Raw genomic sequence first — 18,402 nt, 5'->3', positions numbered from 1 at the left:
AAGTTACAATTAACAAACTGCCCTCCAAAACTGATTATTTCTCATTTAGAAAGAGACTGGAGACTTTTATGACCCCAGCAGCGATCGCAACACCCCTGAAAGAATCACCCCTTTTGTTTGAGGGACTGACTTGGAGAGAATTCAAAGCTGTTGAGCAGTTGTTAGACCGTCCAGGATATCGGCTGTCTTTCCTGGATGGTATTTTGGAGATCAGAAGAATGCCTGGAGAACTCCACGAAACTGTTAAGGAAAGGCTCGGCGCATTGTTGGAACTTTACCTGCTGATGGCAGGGTTTGACTTTACTCCAACTGGCTCAATGACTTTGGAAAGTGAATCGGGTACTGTGAAGCGAGAAGCAGATAAATCCTATAAACTTGCTCCTGGTCGAGTGCGTCCCGATTTGGCGATCGAGGTGGTGTTTACTAGTGGCGGGATCAACAAACTTGAGGCATACAAGCGGCTGTTGATTCCTGAAGTGTGGTTCTGGGAAGATGGCGTGTTAGAAGTTTATCACCTGCGTCAAGAGGGTAACGCGCTTCACTATGAAAGGGTTTCTAGTAGTGAGGAAGTCAAAGGAATCGATCTTAATTTGTTGTTACGCTGCATTAATATGGTAAATCATGTTGATGCCATCAAAACTTTTCAGCAGGCGCTTCAGAAATAGCTGGCGATTTTTGCTAAACTTGTTGATGATAATCTGAAAAATGTGATAGATAAAATTTTAGGCAATATACTGAGAAAACTAATCATTATTCAAGCTGATATTATTCGTCATAAAATTTTGTTTTGAGTCATCAGATAATTATCTCAAAAAATATCAGAATTTTGTACAAGATTGGATAGGAAAATTAAGAAACCCACGGAAGGCGATGCCTGCGGCAGGCTACGCCTACGCGACCATTTAAGGCACATATATAAAGATAAATAATATTTTTTTGCCTGTTGCCCTTACCCACAATCCCTTTCTCCCTTTTTCCTTCAACCGATAATTATTGAGATAAGAGATATTTCTGGAAAAGAGATTGTGGCATGTGTAGTCTAAAGCAAATATCACTTGATGCTCAATTTAGCTCAAGGGGGTCTAATGATTGATCGCTTTATAAATCTAATTTTTATCGATTCCTTCGCCGTGGCAATTAACCTGACATTTGGTACATTACTTCACACTAAAATCTGCAACTACTCATGGGATGGAATTGTAAGTGATGAGCTTCCAACACCAGAAAGTAGCGCTAGTTCTTCTGAATCGCCACCATCCTTGGAGGAGGTAGATATAATCAGTCCTATTTCATAAAGCCTGCCTGCTATTGTTGTCGAATTAGTTTAGTTGACGTTTTGTGTGATTTGTAAAGATTATTAAAACTTAATCTTTACTACATCAAAAGAGTCTGAGAATTGCATTATCTTAAGGCTTCTCAAGCAGCTTGGAAGACTTTCATGAATTCAATGACAGTACAGACTATATAGCAATCCTATTTGATTTGTGAAAATTGAAAGGCTTAGATTCCCGACTTCTCTAAGAAGTCGGGAATTCTATTGTTTGTGGGTAATACTACCCAAAATAAGCAAAGCAGCAAAAGTTGAAGATGTTGTTCCTTCCAAGCATTTGGGAATACTAGACCTAGAAAACTTTGTTGGCAAAGGCAAGCGGTGAATGAACAACGCCAAAGTCAGAATTTATGAGCTATCAAAAGAATTGAATTTGGAAAACGAAGAGATACTAGGAATTTGTGACCAACTCAGCATTGTAGTCAGAAGCCATATCAGCGCGATTTCAGAATCTCAGGCAGAACGAATCCGTTTGGCTGCTGAAAAACTTGTATCTAAAAATGTGACACCCAAAAATGAATTAGGTATAACTAGTCGTCAACCAAATTCACCAAAAATTATCTCTCCCAATCGACTTGCTCCATTTCACAAAGAAGAAATTTTGGAAATTCCTAAACCAAAAATCTTAACAAATCATGCATCTAATACCCCAAAGCCAATTCCGCCAAGGGAATTGGCACGGATGCCAGCCATGCCTACAGAAGATCATCTACGAATTTGGGAAGTATTTTTACAGATTGAGGAAAACATTGCTAAAACACGTCAATTTTGTGTACCTTTTTTCAGCCACAATGGTTTCAGAAGACGGATCACTTTTGAGATTGACGTAACCTCAGCTACTCTTGACGGTTCTGATGAAAATTCCTTGACTGTGGAAAACTTCTGGGAACGGCTAAAACGAGCAAGAAACGAAGAGATTAAGCTGTCCGAGACTACTCCCACAGGGCAAAACTGGCGCAACAGCCGCCAATTAGGGACTATTGAAGAAATTGACCCGAAGCGTTGCACCATCAGCGTGAGGCTAGAACGCGATTTAGCTGACTACATAGCAGCAGGGCGTTATCAGCTACCAGTTACCGGATTTTTGTTTTTCGAGGCAGTTGGTGACATCCAACAGATTAAGCGCAAAAAAGAAGCCTTGACACAATTAAAACAGGGACGTACTCAAAATCGCTATTTAGGAAACTTTTTATTTGACGCTTCCCAAGCAAGACCTATCCAAAAAACCATCGAATTGCGACCAGAGGATTTGTTGTTATCCTCTGCTAATCCTAGCCAGAAAGCAGCAGTAGAAACAGTGCTTGCAGCTGAGGATTTAGTTCTCATTCAAGGTCCGCCAGGTACTGGTAAAACTACCGTAATTGCCGAAATTTGCTATCAAGTTGCTCTACGGGGTGGACGCACTCTAATTACTTCTCAAGCCAATTTAGCAGTAGATAACGCCCTGAGTCGATTAGTTCATAACCCAGTGATTCGGGCTGTGCGAAAGGGAAAGGCCGAAAAAGTTGGAGAGGAAGGACAGCCATTTCTAGAAGATCGAGTGATTGGCACATGGTTAGAAAATACTGCTACTGACTGCGAAAAAAATCTTGCCCAACGCCTCGATAATGTAAAAGTTTTAAAACAATTGTTGGCAGCATCACAACGCTTCACAGCATACCTGAAAGAAGAAGATGTATTTAAGGGAGAGCAGAATTTATTACAGACGCGTAAAGCAAATTTAGAGTCAGTTTGTACGATTCAAAAAAATGAATACAATCAAGCTGTATCTCAACTGGGCGAGGTCGAATCTCTGAAAAGTGCTTTGGAGGATTTGCTAAATCAAGCACCTTCAGTAAACTGGCAAGATCCAGCACTTCTTAATTTGTGGGTGGGTCTGAAGAAATACACATCTACAGACGTTTCCTTGCGAAACTTTGCTGCAAATCTTCGGTTAGCAATTGATTTGACTTCTGAAATTGGTATAGTTCACCCAAATTACAGCTTATTTGGTTTAGCCGCCTGGTTGCAAAATACTGTAGCTTCTTGGATTACTGAAGTTCGCACAGCATTAGCCTACGCCAGTGATACAACTATGGTAATGACCGAAGCGGAGTTAGCTGCACAGACTTACACACAAAATTCAGAATTTCTTACTCGCCTAAAGTCAAATCACCAACAATTGCTTGCTAACCAGCAAAGTTTGCACCAAAGAATTAGGGAGCTAGACAACCGTGAATCTGAGAGAAGTTTAACAATAAATGACCTTGATATATGGCTGTCTACAGCTAATTTAAATATCGTCAATGTATTGAAACACTGCTTACAAAATCGTCAAGACTTTACAGTTGACTTAATCTCATTACCTTCAAGATTACGAAGCATGACGATCGCAGATCAATATCTACCCTGGCAACAAAGTCTTGATCAGTCTCGGGTAAAAGTTAATGAGTTAATTCAGAAATACCATGAAAGGGATAGGGTATACAGTTGGGTTAGTGAGATAAAAGATTTACTTGTACAGGGGCGAAAGATACTAGGTAATCGCTCAATCAATGAAGCTGCTATTTCTCAGGTAAGCGTTAGTAAAGTGCTAGACCCTGTGGAATTCCTCATAAAGCTGAAGCAACTAGCACAAAATAGCATCGATGAGATTGAGAAACCACTAGGAGTCTGGGGTCAGATTATTGAATGGGTGCTTGCGCTTGCTATCAAGCACAAAAGTTTGGATTCCATAGCTCAAAAGTTACGTCCATATAGCCGCCGTTATGCTGCGGCGGTAACTCTTGAGGCTATTAAGAGAAAAGCCCAGATTATACTTCAAAAAGTTCAAACTGTTGATAGTGAATCGGCTATCTCCCAAATTACAGAGGAGGTGGTCAACGGCATAGTTACGAGTGCGCGTACATGGATGAAGCAAGTACAGGCAGAAACAGAAAATGAGCAAAAGCAGCTTGAGATTCAATTAAATGAACAGATGAGGTTAGCGGCTAATGAACAGCAAAAAATATCTGCTAATCAAGAGCAGCTAGAAACTTCTCGCAGTGAAGCTGACTTCAAATTTAAAAGGGCGATCGCATTCTTACAAGAACTTTTCCCCTTCCCATATTTACCCAAAGAATTAAGACTTTTAGTGCAACAATACCTCGATAATCCTTCAAATATTCTGACTGAGACACCACAATTTATAGCAAAACTATGTAACTGGGAAAATCGGATAAAAAAACTTGATACTTTTATTTCCTTAATCGATACTTTTGCTACACTTTCGACTATCAAAGACCTGCTCATAATTCATATTACTAGCTTGCAGAAAAAAACTGAAACTTCCAAAAGCCAATTCATAGGAACTCAAAGCCAAATAGAGACAATTGTTGAGCATTTACACCAGCAATTAAAATATATCTCAAATGAGCGAACTTGGTGGCAGTCAATTTGGGAAGCTATTCCTGATAAATTCAAGCCTGAAATTAATTCTACAGACTTGTTGAATCTAGACTTTTTACGTAATATCAAAAATCAGTTTAAATTTTGGAAGCAGCAACTCCAAAAACAAGACAATTATCTTAACAAATATCAGTATTTTGTTCAAGATTGGATAGAAAAATTAAGAAATCCAAGTGAAGGCGATCGGACTGATTTAAGGCGTATTTATCTAGATAATGCCAACGTCGTTGGTATCACCTGTGTTCAAGCTGCAAATTACCATTTTTCACAAGAATTCAAATACTTTGATGTCGTCATTATTGATGAAGTTAGTAAATGTACTCCTCCAGAGTTATTAATCCCCGCCTTGAAAGGTAAAAAGTTGGTCATGGTAGGCGACCATCGACAATTACCACCCATGCTTGACACGAAGACTTTAGAGGAAGTTTCTCAAGAGATTGGTAGCACAAATATGGAACTACAATTATTACAAGAATCACTGTTTAAAATTCAGTTTGAAGCTGCTAATGATAGTATCAAACAAATGTTAACTACACAATATCGAATGCACCCCATAATTATGGGTGCAATCAATCAGTTTTATGACGGTAAACTAGAATGTGGTATCTTAGAACCTGACACCAAACGCGCACATAATCTAGAATGCGAAATAATTAAACCAGAGAACCATCTTATCTGGATAAAAATGCCTGAAGGACATGAGTTTAAAGAGGAAGAAGATGGAACTTCTTACTTTAATCCTAAAGAAATTGCTGCAATTCAACTTTTGTGTAAGCAATTTGAGAGTGTTTGGTCTTCTAAAGTTGCTAATGGTGAACCAAAAAAACAAATCGCGGTGATTACATTTTATGGCGCTCAACTCAGAAAAATTGATAAATGCCTGCAATCTGAACATTTTCCATCACTGCAAATTACCACTGGTACGGTAGACAGATTTCAAGGTATGGAACGACCTGTTGTAATTGTTAGTATGCTTCGCAATAATAGTAGAGGAGATGTGGGATTTGCCAAGAAGCCAGAACGGGTTAACGTTGCATTTTCCCGCGCTCAAGAACTACTAGTAATTGTAGGTTGTCATTCGCTATTTACTCAGCAGCGTGGACAAATTGGGAGTATGTACTCCAATGTTTCAAACATCGTGCGTCTTCATGGAGGTTTCGTTGATGTTTCTCGCCTCTTCTGCTAAACCTATTGATGACAATCTCAAAAATTTGGTAGACGAAATAGAAGCGCAAAGTCTTAGTTTATCAATTTTAGCAGCGCGTCAATTTCGCTATAGCTTGCGTCAAACTCCGATAGAAGTAAATATCAAAGAACCCCGCCAGTTTAACGTCCTCGAAGAATTTATCATCCGCGCTGCTATTGAATTTCAACCTCCGCCAACTGAGGATAAATTAGCCTCTGTACTTGGGCTTGATTCTGTATTTATCAAAACTACTACTGCAACTCTTCGGACATTACAAACTCTCTCAGCAACATCGCCAATTACAGTCACTTCTGAAGGTCGCTCATTTTATGAAAAAGGCTCTGTACCACAGCCCCCATATCCTGTACAGTTTAATGCTATTACAGACCCGTTAAGCGACAAAATAACCTTTCAATCGGAATCACTAAGCGAGACAGTAATAAATTTGCCTGACTTAGCAGATTTTATAAATATTGATAATAAAATTGCTGATATTTCCATATTAACGCTTGAGGAAATACAAAAAAATATTCAAGCTTCAGGTTTAGCACTTCATGTCCCAGAAGAGGGAAAAATTGTCACTTCTTATAAGGTACTAACTCCGACTCAAAAAATTTGGAAAAAGATATCCCTTTTCGTTATCTTCGATGCCCTTGAAGATAAGTTGAGCATCCAAATAAGAAATGGAAAGCAAATTTTAGAGTCAGCATCAAACTTATTGGAAGTGCTACACGCTGAAGGGAAAATATCTTTGCAAGCATTATGTAAATTGTCAACCGAAACCATCAATTTTGAACGTGAAGCCATTCTCAAGCAGAAAAATACTGAAATAGAAGCTAGACTCGAAAAGATTCGTCAAAAGGTACTAGTAACTGCCGCAAATTCCAGTGAGAAAGTAGATAATTCTACGGTGGTAGGTGAAGCAATACAGTTACGCGACGGACAAATTAGCCAAGCTTTTTCAGAAGTTTTAAATTCGGCTAAAAATCAGGTTCTGATTTATTCTCCTTGGGTAAATCAGGCAGTTGTAAATGAAAAATTTCTAACTCTGTTACAGAAATTAGCTAATCGTGGAGTTTGGATTTTAATTGGACATGGAATTGCGCGGCGAGAAGAAGATGAAGATAAACCAATCCCACTAGAAATAGAGAAAAAACTTCGAGCGATAAAAACACCTGATGGTTTATCATGTGTACAGATTTTTTGGTTGGGAGATTCCCATGTCAAAGAAGTAATAGTTGATCAGGAAATCCATCTTTGTGGTTCTCATAACTGGCTATCTTATCGCGGCGATTACCTACCACGAGGCGAGTCAGTTTATAAAGTTACAATTCTCCATCAAGTTCAGGAAGCTTATGATTTTCTCGCTAACCGCTTCCAAAATCACGCTCAAAAATTATGGGAAAATGCTATAGAAAACCGTGATTTTCAACTGGCTGTAGAGTCTGTATGTGTGTGGGGTGCGCTAGGTATGGAAGATATTGCACTCAAAGAGATTCAGCAAAACAATTGGCTGGAACTTCTGCCTGTGTGGTTGAATGTAGCACTACAGGGATTAAGATCGAAAAATTTACCAGGTGATTCAGCAAGTTTTAAAACTGCACTTTTGTTGCTGAATCAAGTTTCTATTGAAGAAGCTTTTGTTGAATTATTGCAACAGGGATGGCGTAAAGTTATCCGCGCGATCGCTACTAATAATCCTCAAACTGCTTTAAACTTACTGAGTGATGAAGTATGGGCGCAGTTTCTACGTCTCAATATTGCCCAAGAGAGTGATTCACCTGCTGATTTTATTCTTTCTCGTGAATAACACATATTAGGATATTTCTCATACTTCAATAGTAATGAATTTTCAGAAGACAACTAAAAAATCTGTCTTCCTGATTCCCCATGAGTTGGCAATTGAATGATTCTTAAGCTTTGATCGACTTAAAGATAGATACACAAATTCGTCTTATTCGATACAATTTATAGGCAGAGAGAGCCGAGGAGAACAAGGTGGTCTTATTAAAAGGCTTTGAGATTGAGATATACACTGGCACGCCTCAAGGTGAAATCGTCGGTCTCTCCGACAAAATTGTTGCAGCTTTGGATGGATTTATGCGGGAGCCAGATAGCCGCAACGTGGAATACATAACCGAACCATCCCCTGTTTACGAAAATTTATTGTGTGCCTTGCTGCGTCCCCGGCGAGAATTGCGAAACTACCTGAATCGCTTGGGCGATTACACCCTGATACCGGGGAGTACTTTATCTTTGGGTGGGAGCGATCGCTTTCGGCGTTCTGATCCCGCAAATCCCTATCATGACTACATTGAGAACACCTACGGGACGAAAGTAGTCACCGCCAGCGTACATATTAATATAGGCATCAGTGATCCAGAAGTATTAATGCGGGCGTGTCGGGTGATTCGTATGGAAGCACCTCTATTTCTCGCCCTCAGCGCCTCATCTCCCTTCCTGGATGGCAAAGCTACTGGCTATCACTCCACCCGTTGGGGACTCTTCCCGCAAACGCCTAGTCATGTGCCATTATTTGCCAGTCACGCTGATCATATTCAGTGGGTAGAAAATCAACTTGCTGCTGGAACAATGCAAAATATACGGCATTTGTGGGCATCAGTGCGCCCAAATGGCGATCGCCGTCCCTATGATTTGAATCGCCTAGAATTGCGAATTTGCGATTTAGTCACAGATCCCATTGCCTTACTGGGGATTAGTGCCTTATTAGAAGCGCGTTTGTTGCAAATAATCGAAAATCCCAGCATTGATCCCTTAACTCAAAGTACCTTCTCTGCTGAAGAACTCGTCATCCTGACTGCTGAGAATGAAGCTGCTGCTGCTGTTAGTAGTCTTGATGCTAATTTGAGGCATTGGCAAGATGGCAGAAGCATCCTAGCGAGAGATTGGATTTCCCAAATGTACCAAGATGTTTGGGCGATCGCTAAACAACAAGGCTTTAGCTGTTTCCTTTCCCCTTTGCAAAAAATCCTCCGCGAAGGCAATGAAGCTCAACAGTGGTTGCAATTACACGCAGTCGGTTTCGACAGCCAGCGCGTCATCACTCAAGCTATTGTCGCCACCCAAGAGCGCGAAATCGAACTCGAAGACAAATTGTGTTCGTCTCTGCTGGCTTAATATAATTCGTAATTCGTAATGACGCTCGCGGACTCGCTACCGCTACGCTAACGTAATTCGTAATTAAACTAAGGGGCATTGGGCATTGGGAAAACACTTTCTTTATCCCCTTGTCCCTCTGATCTCCTGCACTCGCGTACAGACGCGATTAATCGCGTCTCTCCCACTCCCGTCTTCAGACAAATGGTAGATTTTCTTGAAGACACTAGCCCTAAAAAACACAAGCACTTACTTTTTCTACATAAAACTTAATATTTCCTGATTTTAACCAAATATCCTCTCAGGCATTCCTCTGGGAGGGTTTGTGCTTCGTTTTAAAAATCTAACCGATGGAGGATGCCTGATTATTATTAATAAAAGCTATGAATCACCTCTACCTTTTGGTAGATTTAACATTGACAAAAAATTGTTTTATACAATACGAAAATTATACGGACAATGCCTCAGGTAGTTTTAGTTAACCCGCAAATCCCCCCTAATACAGGTAATATTGCCCGTACTTGTGCAGCTACGGGTACTGAGTTACATTTGGTGGGGCCTTTGGGATTTGAAATTAGCGATCGCTACCTTAAAAGAGCGGGCTTGGATTACTGGCCTTATGTCAAGCTACACTATCACGAATCGCTAGAAGCTTTTAAAACCTTGCATCATGAGCGTGGAGGCAGATGGTTGGGTTATACGGTTGGTGGAAATTTTAATTATGTAAGCTTTCAGTTTCAACCTGATGATTGGCTGCTGTTTGGTAGTGAAACTACGGGCTTACCACCAGCAATTTTGTCAGATTGCGATGCTACCCTGCATATTCCGATGAGCCAACCGGGGGTTCGCAGCTTGAATCTGTCAGTGAGTGTAGCAATTGGCTTATTTGAAACCCGTCGTCAGTTAGGCTATTTACAATAGTTGTTTACCTCCAGGAGTATAAGTAAACATACTTATAGAATCTCCATAAATCTACTATACGAGTTATTTGTGGCGACAAAAATTTTCTTGCTATAGCAATCCGAATTGAAACGTGAGAAAATACTGAGATTAAAAGTAGGTATTTTAAAGCCTTTCAGCGATTTTCTCTCTCACGAATGATTTAGGATTGCTATAGTGCAAAAAATTGTCAAAGAAAATACATATAATTAGATTTATCACCAAATTGTAGTGGAAGATACTTACAAGTATAGGAAGGTTGTTATAAGAAATTTGTATATGAAACTTGGGATATTGCCAAATTTGAATGATAGATTTTGATGAATTTGAAACATTCTAAATGGGGGAACAAAAGCACTAAAATCCAGTCAAATTATACATTTGAGCTATTGTGGCTCAATGAACGCCAGAAAGCAGCCCAAAAGTAGCCGATGCTTCATACGGTTGTTTTTAGGGAATAATCAACTTAAAGTCTCGTGTTGAGAAGACGGATTGGCTAGAAATATCTTGAAGATATCTACAGCAGGGGATATCACTTTTCCAGAAGTCGCAGCAATTTAATTCTCAACAGCGACTATGGACTTGGCAAATAGTTTGCCCAGTCCCCGCGATTGACGCAAGACAAGCGCGGACAATGGTAAAGAGTAAAACGTCCTAAGTGGTGTTAGGAGTGGTTCTGACAAGTAAACACAGCAGATTTTAAATTTTGCTAAAACAGGTGAACTTGTCTAAATCAGAGAAGCAGGTTAATCTTGCGTAAGCATCTCTGGTGAATGTGATCTTGATCTATCGTTCGTTGTGATCTAAATCATTGACTAGTATCCAACTGAAAAATCGAGATCAGTTAAGCGCTAGTGATCATAGGAGGTCGTCTTTGAAACGAGCATTGAAAAAGAGAGTAAAAGCTGTGTTGAACAATAACCCTAGCGATGATGATGCCCCGGTAAAACTGGTAAATGTGATGAATCCAAAAGTTAACCGCCGGGTGCGAACAAAAGCCGCGATGATTGGCTTGGCAATCTCTATGGGAGCAACCAGCCTTTTGGTGACTCGACAAAGCGATCAAGCCCAAGCAGCAGTGCCTGTAGGCAGCCAAAAGGCTTCTTCTTCGATTCCTGCTGTTCCTGACACTGAGGTGAAATTCGCCTCCACAAAGCTGGAGTCCCAAGCAGTCTCATCAGCGAGCGTGCCGGAAAATCCTGTGATCGTGGAACCAACGGCAGTCTCACAAGTGCCTGGGCTTGAAGCTAAATGGCAAGTTGCAGCAAGTGGAATGTCTTTGCAAGTTCCGGCATCAAACACGTTTTCTCAAGCAAGAACTGTTTATAAAAATTCCACCTACCTGAAGCCCAAAGTGGCACAGGGATTGAACAATACCTTAGCCGAAACCAGTTTCCCAACAGTCAATAATCTGTCTGACTATAGTGCTGATGGTGTTGGTAGTATAAACACATCACTAACTGCCCAGCCACAAACAGTGGCAACATCTGGCGCAGCCAACAGTGAAATAAATGCAGAACTTAAGGCGCAACAAGAGTTCGCACTGAATCGCTTACAAGAAAAATCGAACCGTTTAAGAAAGAGTCTGGCACAGTTGCGGTCTGGGGAAACTAATAATTTATCACAAGCTGATATGGGGTTGGTGCAGCCGACGACTGTCGTTGAGAAGACTGTATTAGCCCAGTCGGACACCTCTGGCAATGCAAGCAAAGCCAAGCTGATATCGAGGTTAAAACAGAAGACACAGACGACTGCACTTGTACCAGCCAGACCAACAGTTATTGCGTCCTCAACTCATACAGCCTACCAAGTTAAGCCTGGAGATACATTAGCAGCGATCGCCAGCAGATACAAGACTTCAGTATCACAACTAGTTAAGGCAAATAACCTCAATAATCCAAATGAACTGCAAATTAGTCAAAAACTGATTATTCCTGCTGTTCAAGTTGAGGCAATTGTCGCTAGTAACCCCACTTTTGTAGAGTCCAGCAATACTCCTCATGTTGCCACCTCCCATGATGTGAACATTGGTAGTGCCAACTCATATCTACCTACTTCACAATCACCAACTATTGCCGACAACAGTAGCGTTGCCGCCCCTACACCGGTAATTGTTCAGATTCAGGCAAATAGTGCGACCCACGACCAAACAGCCCCCACTCCTGTTACTTCTTATGGTGTCGGTGGTGACATTCCAGTGCCACAAGCTTTTGCCGAAATGCAACAGCCTAAAACACCAACAAACAGGATAGCAAGGGTAAACAATAACAATAATGATCGTTTGCGGGGCTTACAAGCGGAAATTCAAAGGTTACAGCAGAAATATCGCGCTCAACAGTCTGGGAACTTAATTGTGCCAGCAGCAGCTAGCGAAACTAATAATGCTGCGATGCTCACTCCTATTTCTAGCCCCAATAATTTCATTGTACCCAAGTCCGTAGTTCGACCGAATAATAATGTAGCGATCCAAATTCCAGTTCCTACACCTATTAGAGCTAACTATAGCTTTCAACCAATTAAGTCCCAATACCGTGCTACTATGCCGGCTAACGAGCCAGTAAACCCAGATTTCTTGCCCAATCTAGGCTCTGCTAGTCAGTGGACTCCCTCTGACAATCCATCTGGTAATCCATCTGGCACAAGGGTTAAAACGCCTGCTGGAAGAGTAAATGCCTCTGACTCCTTAGGAAAGATGCGGGGAACTACAGTTTCTCCACAGATGCGAATACCACCTTTGGCAGCAGTGGATCAATATCTGCCCAAACCAATTGACGAAACTATACCCCCTCCATCTAGCTCATCTATCGCTTACACATGGCCGGCAAAGGGCACTCTCACCTCTGGTTATGGTTGGCGCTGGGGTAGATTACACAAAGGAATTGACGTTGCTAACTCCACTGGCACGCCAGTTGTTGCCTCAGCTGATGGTACGATAGAAAAAGCTGGCTGGAACAATGGTGGTTACGGCAATCTCGTCGATATTCGTCATACCGATGGCAGCATGACTCGCTATGGTCATAACAGCAAGATTCTAGTGCAACCTGGTCAGCATGTGCATCAAGGAGAAACGATTGCTTTAATGGGTAGCACTGGTCACAGCACTGGCCCACACAGCCACTTTGAAATTCACCCCACAGGCAAGGATGCTGTTAACCCAATAGCTTTCCTACCAAATCGCCTGTAATTCTTGACTATCTGTAACTAAATCATTGGCTTGTTAGTTGAGGGAGTTCACCTCCCTCTTTTGCTTTCTATGACCTCAACAGTGATGGAAGTTCTAACAAAATTGCCAAAGGTGCTAGTCTTGAGCAAATTTGTATGCTATATTAGTTAATGATTTGAAGAAATTCTGGCTCAGTAGCTCAGTTGGTTAGAGCACGGGACTCATAAGCCTGGGGTCGTTGGTTCAACTCCGACCTGAGCCACTTTAAAATAAGAATAATATAAGGGTTTGAGCTTCTAGTTGTACATTCACAAATTAGATGTCGCCGTTCACAAATTAATGTCGTTTTTAACACATTAATGCCGCTCTTTAACTAATTGGTGTCGTATCTCATTCGAGAGAACCGTTCACAAATTAATGTCGCAATATTAGAGACTTATTGACTGTGTACGGTTACTGGTAAACATCAGACTTACAAAATAGGAGACATAAGCTTAAGTTTAACTCAAGCTCTAAAAACTTTTGTTATACCTTGCTTAAACAGAGAACTTTTTTTTTCATTTTGCAAAAAATTAGTCTAACCACCATACTTGGCAGCAAAAGTTAAGCAGGACGGAGTTGAACCCTTTCAACCCATACCAATATCTCGTAATCTTTATATTTTCACCAGCCCTGCACTAGAAGAATTTATATAACTTGTCCTTTCTTGCTCATCGTTAGATATTACATCTTCAATCCATTTTTGCAGCAAGGGTCACTGTCAGTAGATCGAAAACTTTTGGGACATTTCAACCCGCTCAACACGGGAAGGGTCATTGTAACCGTGTAATCTATCGTTTCTATAGTTGTCTGTGATCTTTCAACCCGCTCAACACGGGAAGGGTCATTGTAACTGCTCTCTTCTTGCTTAGTATTCGGTACTAAGGTAATCTTTCAACCCGCTCAACACGGGAAGGGTCATTGTAACGCACACGCTGTAAGTATGTCGTGTTGCCTTTCTCTTTCAACCCGCTCAACACGGGAAGGGTCATTGTAACGGCTTGCCACAGATCAAACAGATATTTCTCGGCGCTTTCAACCCGCTCAACACGGGAAGGGTCATTGTAACTTATAGCTTCTTAGCCTAAACGGTGTTGGCAAGATTGCACTTTCAACCCGCTCAACACGGGAAGGGTCATTGTAACTGGAATTGATTGGACTAAATACAGCTAACTGTAGCCTTTCAACCCGCTCAACACGGGAAGGGTCATTGTAACCGGTAAATTTTCTCTTTAGCCCCATAGACAGCATTCTTTCAACCCGCTCAACACGGGAAGGGTCATTGTAACCCCTTCCTCTATAGAATCCTTGTTTTGTGAAGGATTCCAGAGTTGATAGCGCGGATCGATATTCCATGCTTCTTCAACTACCGTTTGAATGGGCAATTTATGTGCCATTAAACGCTAAAACCCTTTCACTGCAAGCAAGCGCGAATCGACGGAAAATTTTTAATCTCTTCTAATGCCTGGAAACAAGGATTGGTATGGGTTCCCCCTTGGTCGGAGGTGAATTTAGTAGCCACTACAGCAGTATATCCGCGCCCTTATTGCTGGGAGCGCACCTTATTCCTGTCCGAAGACAGCAGCATCAGGGTGAGCAGCTACTAGGGTCAGAAAGCAAGACTATCTTCCAATAGTCAAACTACCCCAGATTTTTCACAGTTCAGCGGTTACAAAGAACATGAACTGCGGCGCTATTACTTATTTTATTGTCAAGGTTCGGTATATTTGCTCAATCTGAAGATTAAGATTTATTTTGACGAAAATAGTAAGCAGCGATCGCTAAATCTCGCGCTTTTTCTTGAGGACTACCTCGAATCGGTTGTGGGCCTTGTTCTATAGAAATCTTTGTCTTAGCTGCTTGGCTCTGAATACACTCCATCAATCTGTTGTAGCTCCAACGATGAATACTCTGGCGATACTGTTTAGCATACTGTTGCTGACCTTCTTTGTAATTAGGACATCTTTTCACTGCCCTAGTTTCTATTTCACTTTGGATGCTCTCGCGTACATTTTTCATTGTGGGTAGAACAATGCTGCCAGCTTGGTAATTTTTAGCTAAAGCGATAATTGCTTGTGCTAATAAGTTATCAATGTGGTTTCCTAACTCAGATTCTGACAACTTATTTGGCGTGTTACTTTTTTGAGCCTTGTGCCTTTCATGAGAGTTACGTTGCTGCTGCTGTCGTTGGCGGTTCAGCAGCTTGTAATTCTCACCAAGTAGCTGTTTAACACTGCGATACGCGAGAACTTTATTTGTTGAACCGTCAAAAATAGCTATTGTTACAGGCTTTTCTAACCCCAAGCTCACCCCAACGAGAACTGATGTTTTACCCGGAGACAAAGGTTGATTAGGACGTGGGTAAGAGTTGTTTATTTTATTTAGTGTTGAGTTAATGCGTTTGACATAATTCTGCTGATTCTGATTTAGGTTCTCATTTTTTTCCATGTCGGACAGCTTTTGAGTAATTTCATCTGCTTTTTCTTGCCTAAAATCCTGAGTACCTTCAGTTGTCCATAAGCGAGTATCAACAGTGCAATGAAGAGTTAAACTATGAATCTTCCAAGGAAAGTCATTTCCTTTATTCTGTTGCCACACTAAACGTCCTGAACGTAAAGTAAATAGAGCAGATGAATACTGTTCTTTGTTAATGCGTTTAATGTTCTGATCTTCTAAAAATCTTTGAAACCAATAAAGTTGTCTATTATTGCAGTAAATATCAAAGATATGATCACTTAAATCTTTAACTGAGAAGCTAACACAAATACGACCATTTTGATTTTTTGACCAAATTAGGTCTTCGCTGGTTGTGAATTGAACTGGAAATGGAATTGAGATATCCTTTTTTAACAGACGCTTCTGCCAGAGGCTAGCTTCATTTTCGCTTTTAGGAGCAGTGGAAGTTGCTACCAAGAGTGTTTGTAGCCACTCTTGCCCTGTCAAATCACGACCACTGGGTATCCTCGATTGCAGTTGCTCTTTAAGACGTTCAATCTCTTTAACTTTCTTACTACGACGTAGAGCATACTGATTAGGGTCTTCCTCTTGTTCGCTGACCTGACAATTATTTTTCAGTAAGTAAGCAATGGCACACCGATTAAGAGGATTTTTGGCTTTATCGTAAGCTTTAAATAAAACATCAAACAATGTAGAGTTATTATTTTTAGTTTTACTTTTTTTACTCTTCTTATCTTTTTGACCCTGAGTCTGATGATTATTATCTTGTTCAGATTTAGCAATATATTGCGGCAAAATTTTAATAGCTTGAGAGCGAATAGCATCTAAAGTACATTTACTTTCTTGCTCCAGTTCTACATCACTCTTGAGCATATTGAGCCAATGCTCTTTTTGCTCTATTTTTTGTTGTCTTTCTTTCTGTAATGCCAACCAAGACTTGTAAATATACTCGACTACTTCAATAGCTGATTTGTAAAAACGCTTAGGTTGGTTAACAAAGCGTTCTTGAGTACTGAGTGAGTCACACAGTGGTTTGATTACTCCATCAGGTAGTTTGCCCTTCTTCAACCACTGCTCCATATCAGGATGTATTCTTACCTGTTCAAGTAGTTTATTAATCAAAGGTGTATTCTTCTCCGCCATCAATTGCCACAAATGGCGGCGGGTATCTTCGCTGGCTACTAATCGACATTGAATCGTAATTAGGCTCATAGCGGTTTCTGTTCTTTATACTTCACTAAATACACTAGTATTCCCAAAATAACACTTATAGTGTGCAAAATAACATTTATTATGTGTAGATTTATTATCGGTACTACCTCACTATTAGGCTGTGAGGGAAAATAACATCAACATTGAATATCGTTTTGGAAAAGCGATAAGACGAAGACGGCGAGAACTGGATTACTCTCAAGAAGAACTGGCTGAAAAAGCTGGGCTTCACCGTAATTACATCTCAAGTATTGAGACAGGAACTCGTAATCCTTCTCTCAAAAATATTGAAAAGCTGGCAAAAGCATTAAAAATCTCCATTTCTGCTCTTTTTACTAATTACGGCATTGAGGCAGAGCAGAAATCAGAAAAAGATACTGAGTGTTAGTTTGTTGTTGTTTAGTACACAGGTACATAAATTTTTCCTTCCAGTACTACAAGAAAATACAAGCACGCTAAAAATTAAGAAAGAGACGTAAGGTTAGCCACGTCTCCATGTGATAGGAGAACAACCATTAAGCGGCTACATTCGCGACCAGTAACCCATTGACAGCAACGATCAAAAGTTGTGCTGAGGCAGATGTGTCACAGCAATGTCTTTTATCGCTATTACAGGGTTGTGTTACCCATTTACCCTCAAGATTCTGATAAAAAGTTCCCAGAAGTTGGGAACCGTTCCAAACTCGATACAGTTCTCCCCAATCATCTGGCACTGAGTCGATTTCAATTTCTGGTGCTACTACGTCAGCTAATTGGTCAACGTATTCCTCAAACCCTGCTTGAGCAGAGGCTTGGTTGTCAAACTCATCTTGTACAATCATCTGAGTAACCTCATTGATGGGGTTTAACAAAAGGCGATCGCAATCTTTGGACGGAGGGCGATCGCCTTTGTATTGTTACTCTATTGTAATTACTTGTTACTACTAAAGCAAGAGCGTTACTACAAAATTTTCAAAATTAGCCACAATTAAGGTAAATAGAGTTATTACAGATTGAGAGTTTCTAGCAGAAAGGAATATGGTAAAGCGGCAAACAACAAAATTGAGCAATCAAATCATTGTCAGAATGGACGATGAGACTAAGGAAGCTTTTATGGACAAAGCTAAAACTGAGGGCAAGACAGCCTCAGAATTAATCATGGGTTGGATTCGTTCTTACCTGGCTGAAGAATCCCAAGGAACTACAGATTTAGCCAAAATGCAAGTGGACTTAGAGACATTAAAACAAGAGGTTGCTGTACTCCAAAATGAATACTTGGGAAAATTAGCAGCCTGAGAGAAGAGAACGATTCTCTCAGGCGATGGATAGATGAAATTATCAGTTCTGCTCCCAAGATGCCAAAAAGCCCGTCAGATGTCTGACGGGTTTAGCTTTATTAAGACGATTGACTGTGATAGTTAATTAGTTACTACAGGTAATAGTTATGTATTTACTGTAACTACGATGGCGATGTCTACGACGGGCTATCCGTCGTCGCACTCTTGAGAGTGACGTAATGCTTTACCTCATTGCTATCTAACAAATTTATGTACC

Annotated in this window: 11 protein-coding genes, 1 tRNA gene and 1 CRISPR repeat array; of the genes, 10 read left to right on the top strand and 2 right to left on the bottom strand. The window is 40.6% G+C overall.

Features of this window, described 5'->3' with window-relative positions; translation table 11 throughout:
• The first annotated feature begins 68 nt into the window (after positions 1 to 68).
• The 8 genes from V7K36_RS03355 to V7K36_RS03320 all read left to right on the top strand — a co-directional run bounded on the left by V7K36_RS03355 (position 69) and on the right by V7K36_RS03320 (position 13,423).
• Positions 69 to 665, top strand: a complete 597-nt coding sequence (locus V7K36_RS03355; protein WP_335113184.1) for a Uma2 family endonuclease — start codon at positions 69 to 71, stop codon at positions 663 to 665.
• Positions 666 to 1,058: 393 nt separating this feature from the next.
• Complete coding sequence (locus tag V7K36_RS03350; RefSeq protein ID WP_335113182.1) at positions 1,059 to 1,295, top strand: hypothetical protein; 237 nt, start codon at positions 1,059 to 1,061, stop codon at positions 1,293 to 1,295.
• Between the two features lie 360 nt (positions 1,296 to 1,655).
• The gene (locus V7K36_RS03345; RefSeq protein ID WP_335113180.1) at positions 1,656 to 5,942 is read left to right on the top strand and encodes a translation initiation factor IF-2 N-terminal domain-containing protein; all 4,287 of its coding nucleotides are present in this window, start codon (positions 1,656 to 1,658) and stop codon (positions 5,940 to 5,942) included.
• The gene (locus tag V7K36_RS03340) at positions 5,920 to 7,752 is read left to right on the top strand and encodes a hypothetical protein (RefSeq protein WP_335113178.1); all 1,833 of its coding nucleotides are present in this window, start codon (positions 5,920 to 5,922) and stop codon (positions 7,750 to 7,752) included. The genes V7K36_RS03345 and V7K36_RS03340 overlap by 23 nt, the downstream gene beginning before the upstream one ends.
• Before the next feature lie 188 nt (positions 7,753 to 7,940).
• Positions 7,941 to 9,080: a glutamate--cysteine ligase gene (gene gshA / locus V7K36_RS03335; RefSeq protein WP_335113176.1), complete on the top strand. Its 1,140-nt coding sequence runs from the start codon at positions 7,941 to 7,943 to the stop codon at positions 9,078 to 9,080.
• A 438-nt stretch (positions 9,081 to 9,518) separates the two neighbouring features.
• Positions 9,519 to 9,980, top strand: coding sequence for a tRNA (cytidine(34)-2'-O)-methyltransferase (locus V7K36_RS03330; protein ID WP_334947239.1), 462 nt, complete (start codon positions 9,519 to 9,521; stop codon positions 9,978 to 9,980).
• An 892-nt stretch (positions 9,981 to 10,872) separates the two neighbouring features.
• A complete protein-coding gene (locus tag V7K36_RS03325) occupies positions 10,873 to 13,182 on the top strand; it encodes a peptidoglycan DD-metalloendopeptidase family protein (RefSeq protein ID WP_335113175.1) in 2,310 nt (769 codons plus the stop codon).
• A gap of 167 nt (positions 13,183 to 13,349) precedes the next feature.
• Positions 13,350 to 13,423 (top strand) — tRNA-Met (locus V7K36_RS03320).
• A gap of 523 nt (positions 13,424 to 13,946) precedes the next feature.
• Positions 13,947 to 14,489: direct repeats of the CRISPR family, unit length 37 nt; unit sequence CTTTCAACCCGCTCAACACGGGAAGGGTCATTGTAAC.
• 454 nt (positions 14,490 to 14,943) lie between these two features.
• On the opposite strand, the gene cas12k is transcribed toward V7K36_RS03320, so the two are convergent.
• Positions 14,944 to 16,869 (bottom strand): type V CRISPR-associated protein Cas12k, encoded by a 1,926-nt coding sequence (gene cas12k / locus V7K36_RS03315; protein WP_335113173.1) that lies wholly within the window; start codon positions 16,867 to 16,869, stop codon positions 14,944 to 14,946.
• A 121-nt stretch (positions 16,870 to 16,990) separates the two neighbouring features.
• Here cas12k and V7K36_RS03310 point away from each other — a divergent pair, with 121 nt between their 5' ends.
• The gene (locus tag V7K36_RS03310) at positions 16,991 to 17,257 is read left to right on the top strand and encodes a helix-turn-helix domain-containing protein (protein WP_335113171.1); all 267 of its coding nucleotides are present in this window, start codon (positions 16,991 to 16,993) and stop codon (positions 17,255 to 17,257) included.
• A gap of 127 nt (positions 17,258 to 17,384) precedes the next feature.
• On the opposite strand, the gene V7K36_RS03305 is transcribed toward V7K36_RS03310, so the two are convergent.
• Positions 17,385 to 17,690, bottom strand: a complete 306-nt coding sequence (locus V7K36_RS03305; protein ID WP_335113168.1) for a hypothetical protein — start codon at positions 17,688 to 17,690, stop codon at positions 17,385 to 17,387.
• Positions 17,691 to 17,886: 196 nt separating this feature from the next.
• Here V7K36_RS03305 and V7K36_RS03300 point away from each other — a divergent pair, with 196 nt between their 5' ends.
• A complete protein-coding gene (locus tag V7K36_RS03300; protein ID WP_335113166.1) occupies positions 17,887 to 18,144 on the top strand; it encodes a hypothetical protein in 258 nt (85 codons plus the stop codon).
• Positions 18,145 to 18,402 lie beyond the last annotated feature (258 nt).

The organism is Nostoc sp. (assembly GCF_036919555.1).
GTDB lineage: Bacteria > Cyanobacteriota > Cyanobacteriia > Cyanobacteriales > Nostocaceae > Nostoc.
The sequence above is the reverse complement of the archived record's forward strand: the minus strand, read 5'-3'. Positions and strand labels throughout refer to the sequence as shown.

Excerpts from the sequence above, each read along its gene's own strand:
- V7K36_RS03355 (WP_335113184.1), top strand. The coding sequence starts at position 69 with ATGACCCCAGCAGCGATCGCAACACCCCTGAAAGAATCACCCCTTTTG.
- V7K36_RS03350 (WP_335113182.1), top strand. The coding sequence starts at position 1,059 with ATGCTCAATTTAGCTCAAGGGGGTCTAATGATTGATCGCTTTATAAAT.
- V7K36_RS03345 (WP_335113180.1), top strand. The coding sequence starts at position 1,656 with ATGAACAACGCCAAAGTCAGAATTTATGAGCTATCAAAAGAATTGAAT.
- V7K36_RS03340 (WP_335113178.1), top strand. The coding sequence starts at position 5,920 with ATGTTTCTCGCCTCTTCTGCTAAACCTATTGATGACAATCTCAAAAAT.
- V7K36_RS03330 (WP_334947239.1), top strand. The coding sequence starts at position 9,519 with ATGCCTCAGGTAGTTTTAGTTAACCCGCAAATCCCCCCTAATACAGGT.
- cas12k (WP_335113173.1), bottom strand. The coding sequence starts at position 16,869 with ATGAGCCTAATTACGATTCAATGTCGATTAGTAGCCAGCGAAGATACC.
- V7K36_RS03305 (WP_335113168.1), bottom strand. The coding sequence starts at position 17,690 with ATGATTGTACAAGATGAGTTTGACAACCAAGCCTCTGCTCAAGCAGGG.
- V7K36_RS03300 (WP_335113166.1), top strand. The coding sequence starts at position 17,887 with ATGGTAAAGCGGCAAACAACAAAATTGAGCAATCAAATCATTGTCAGA.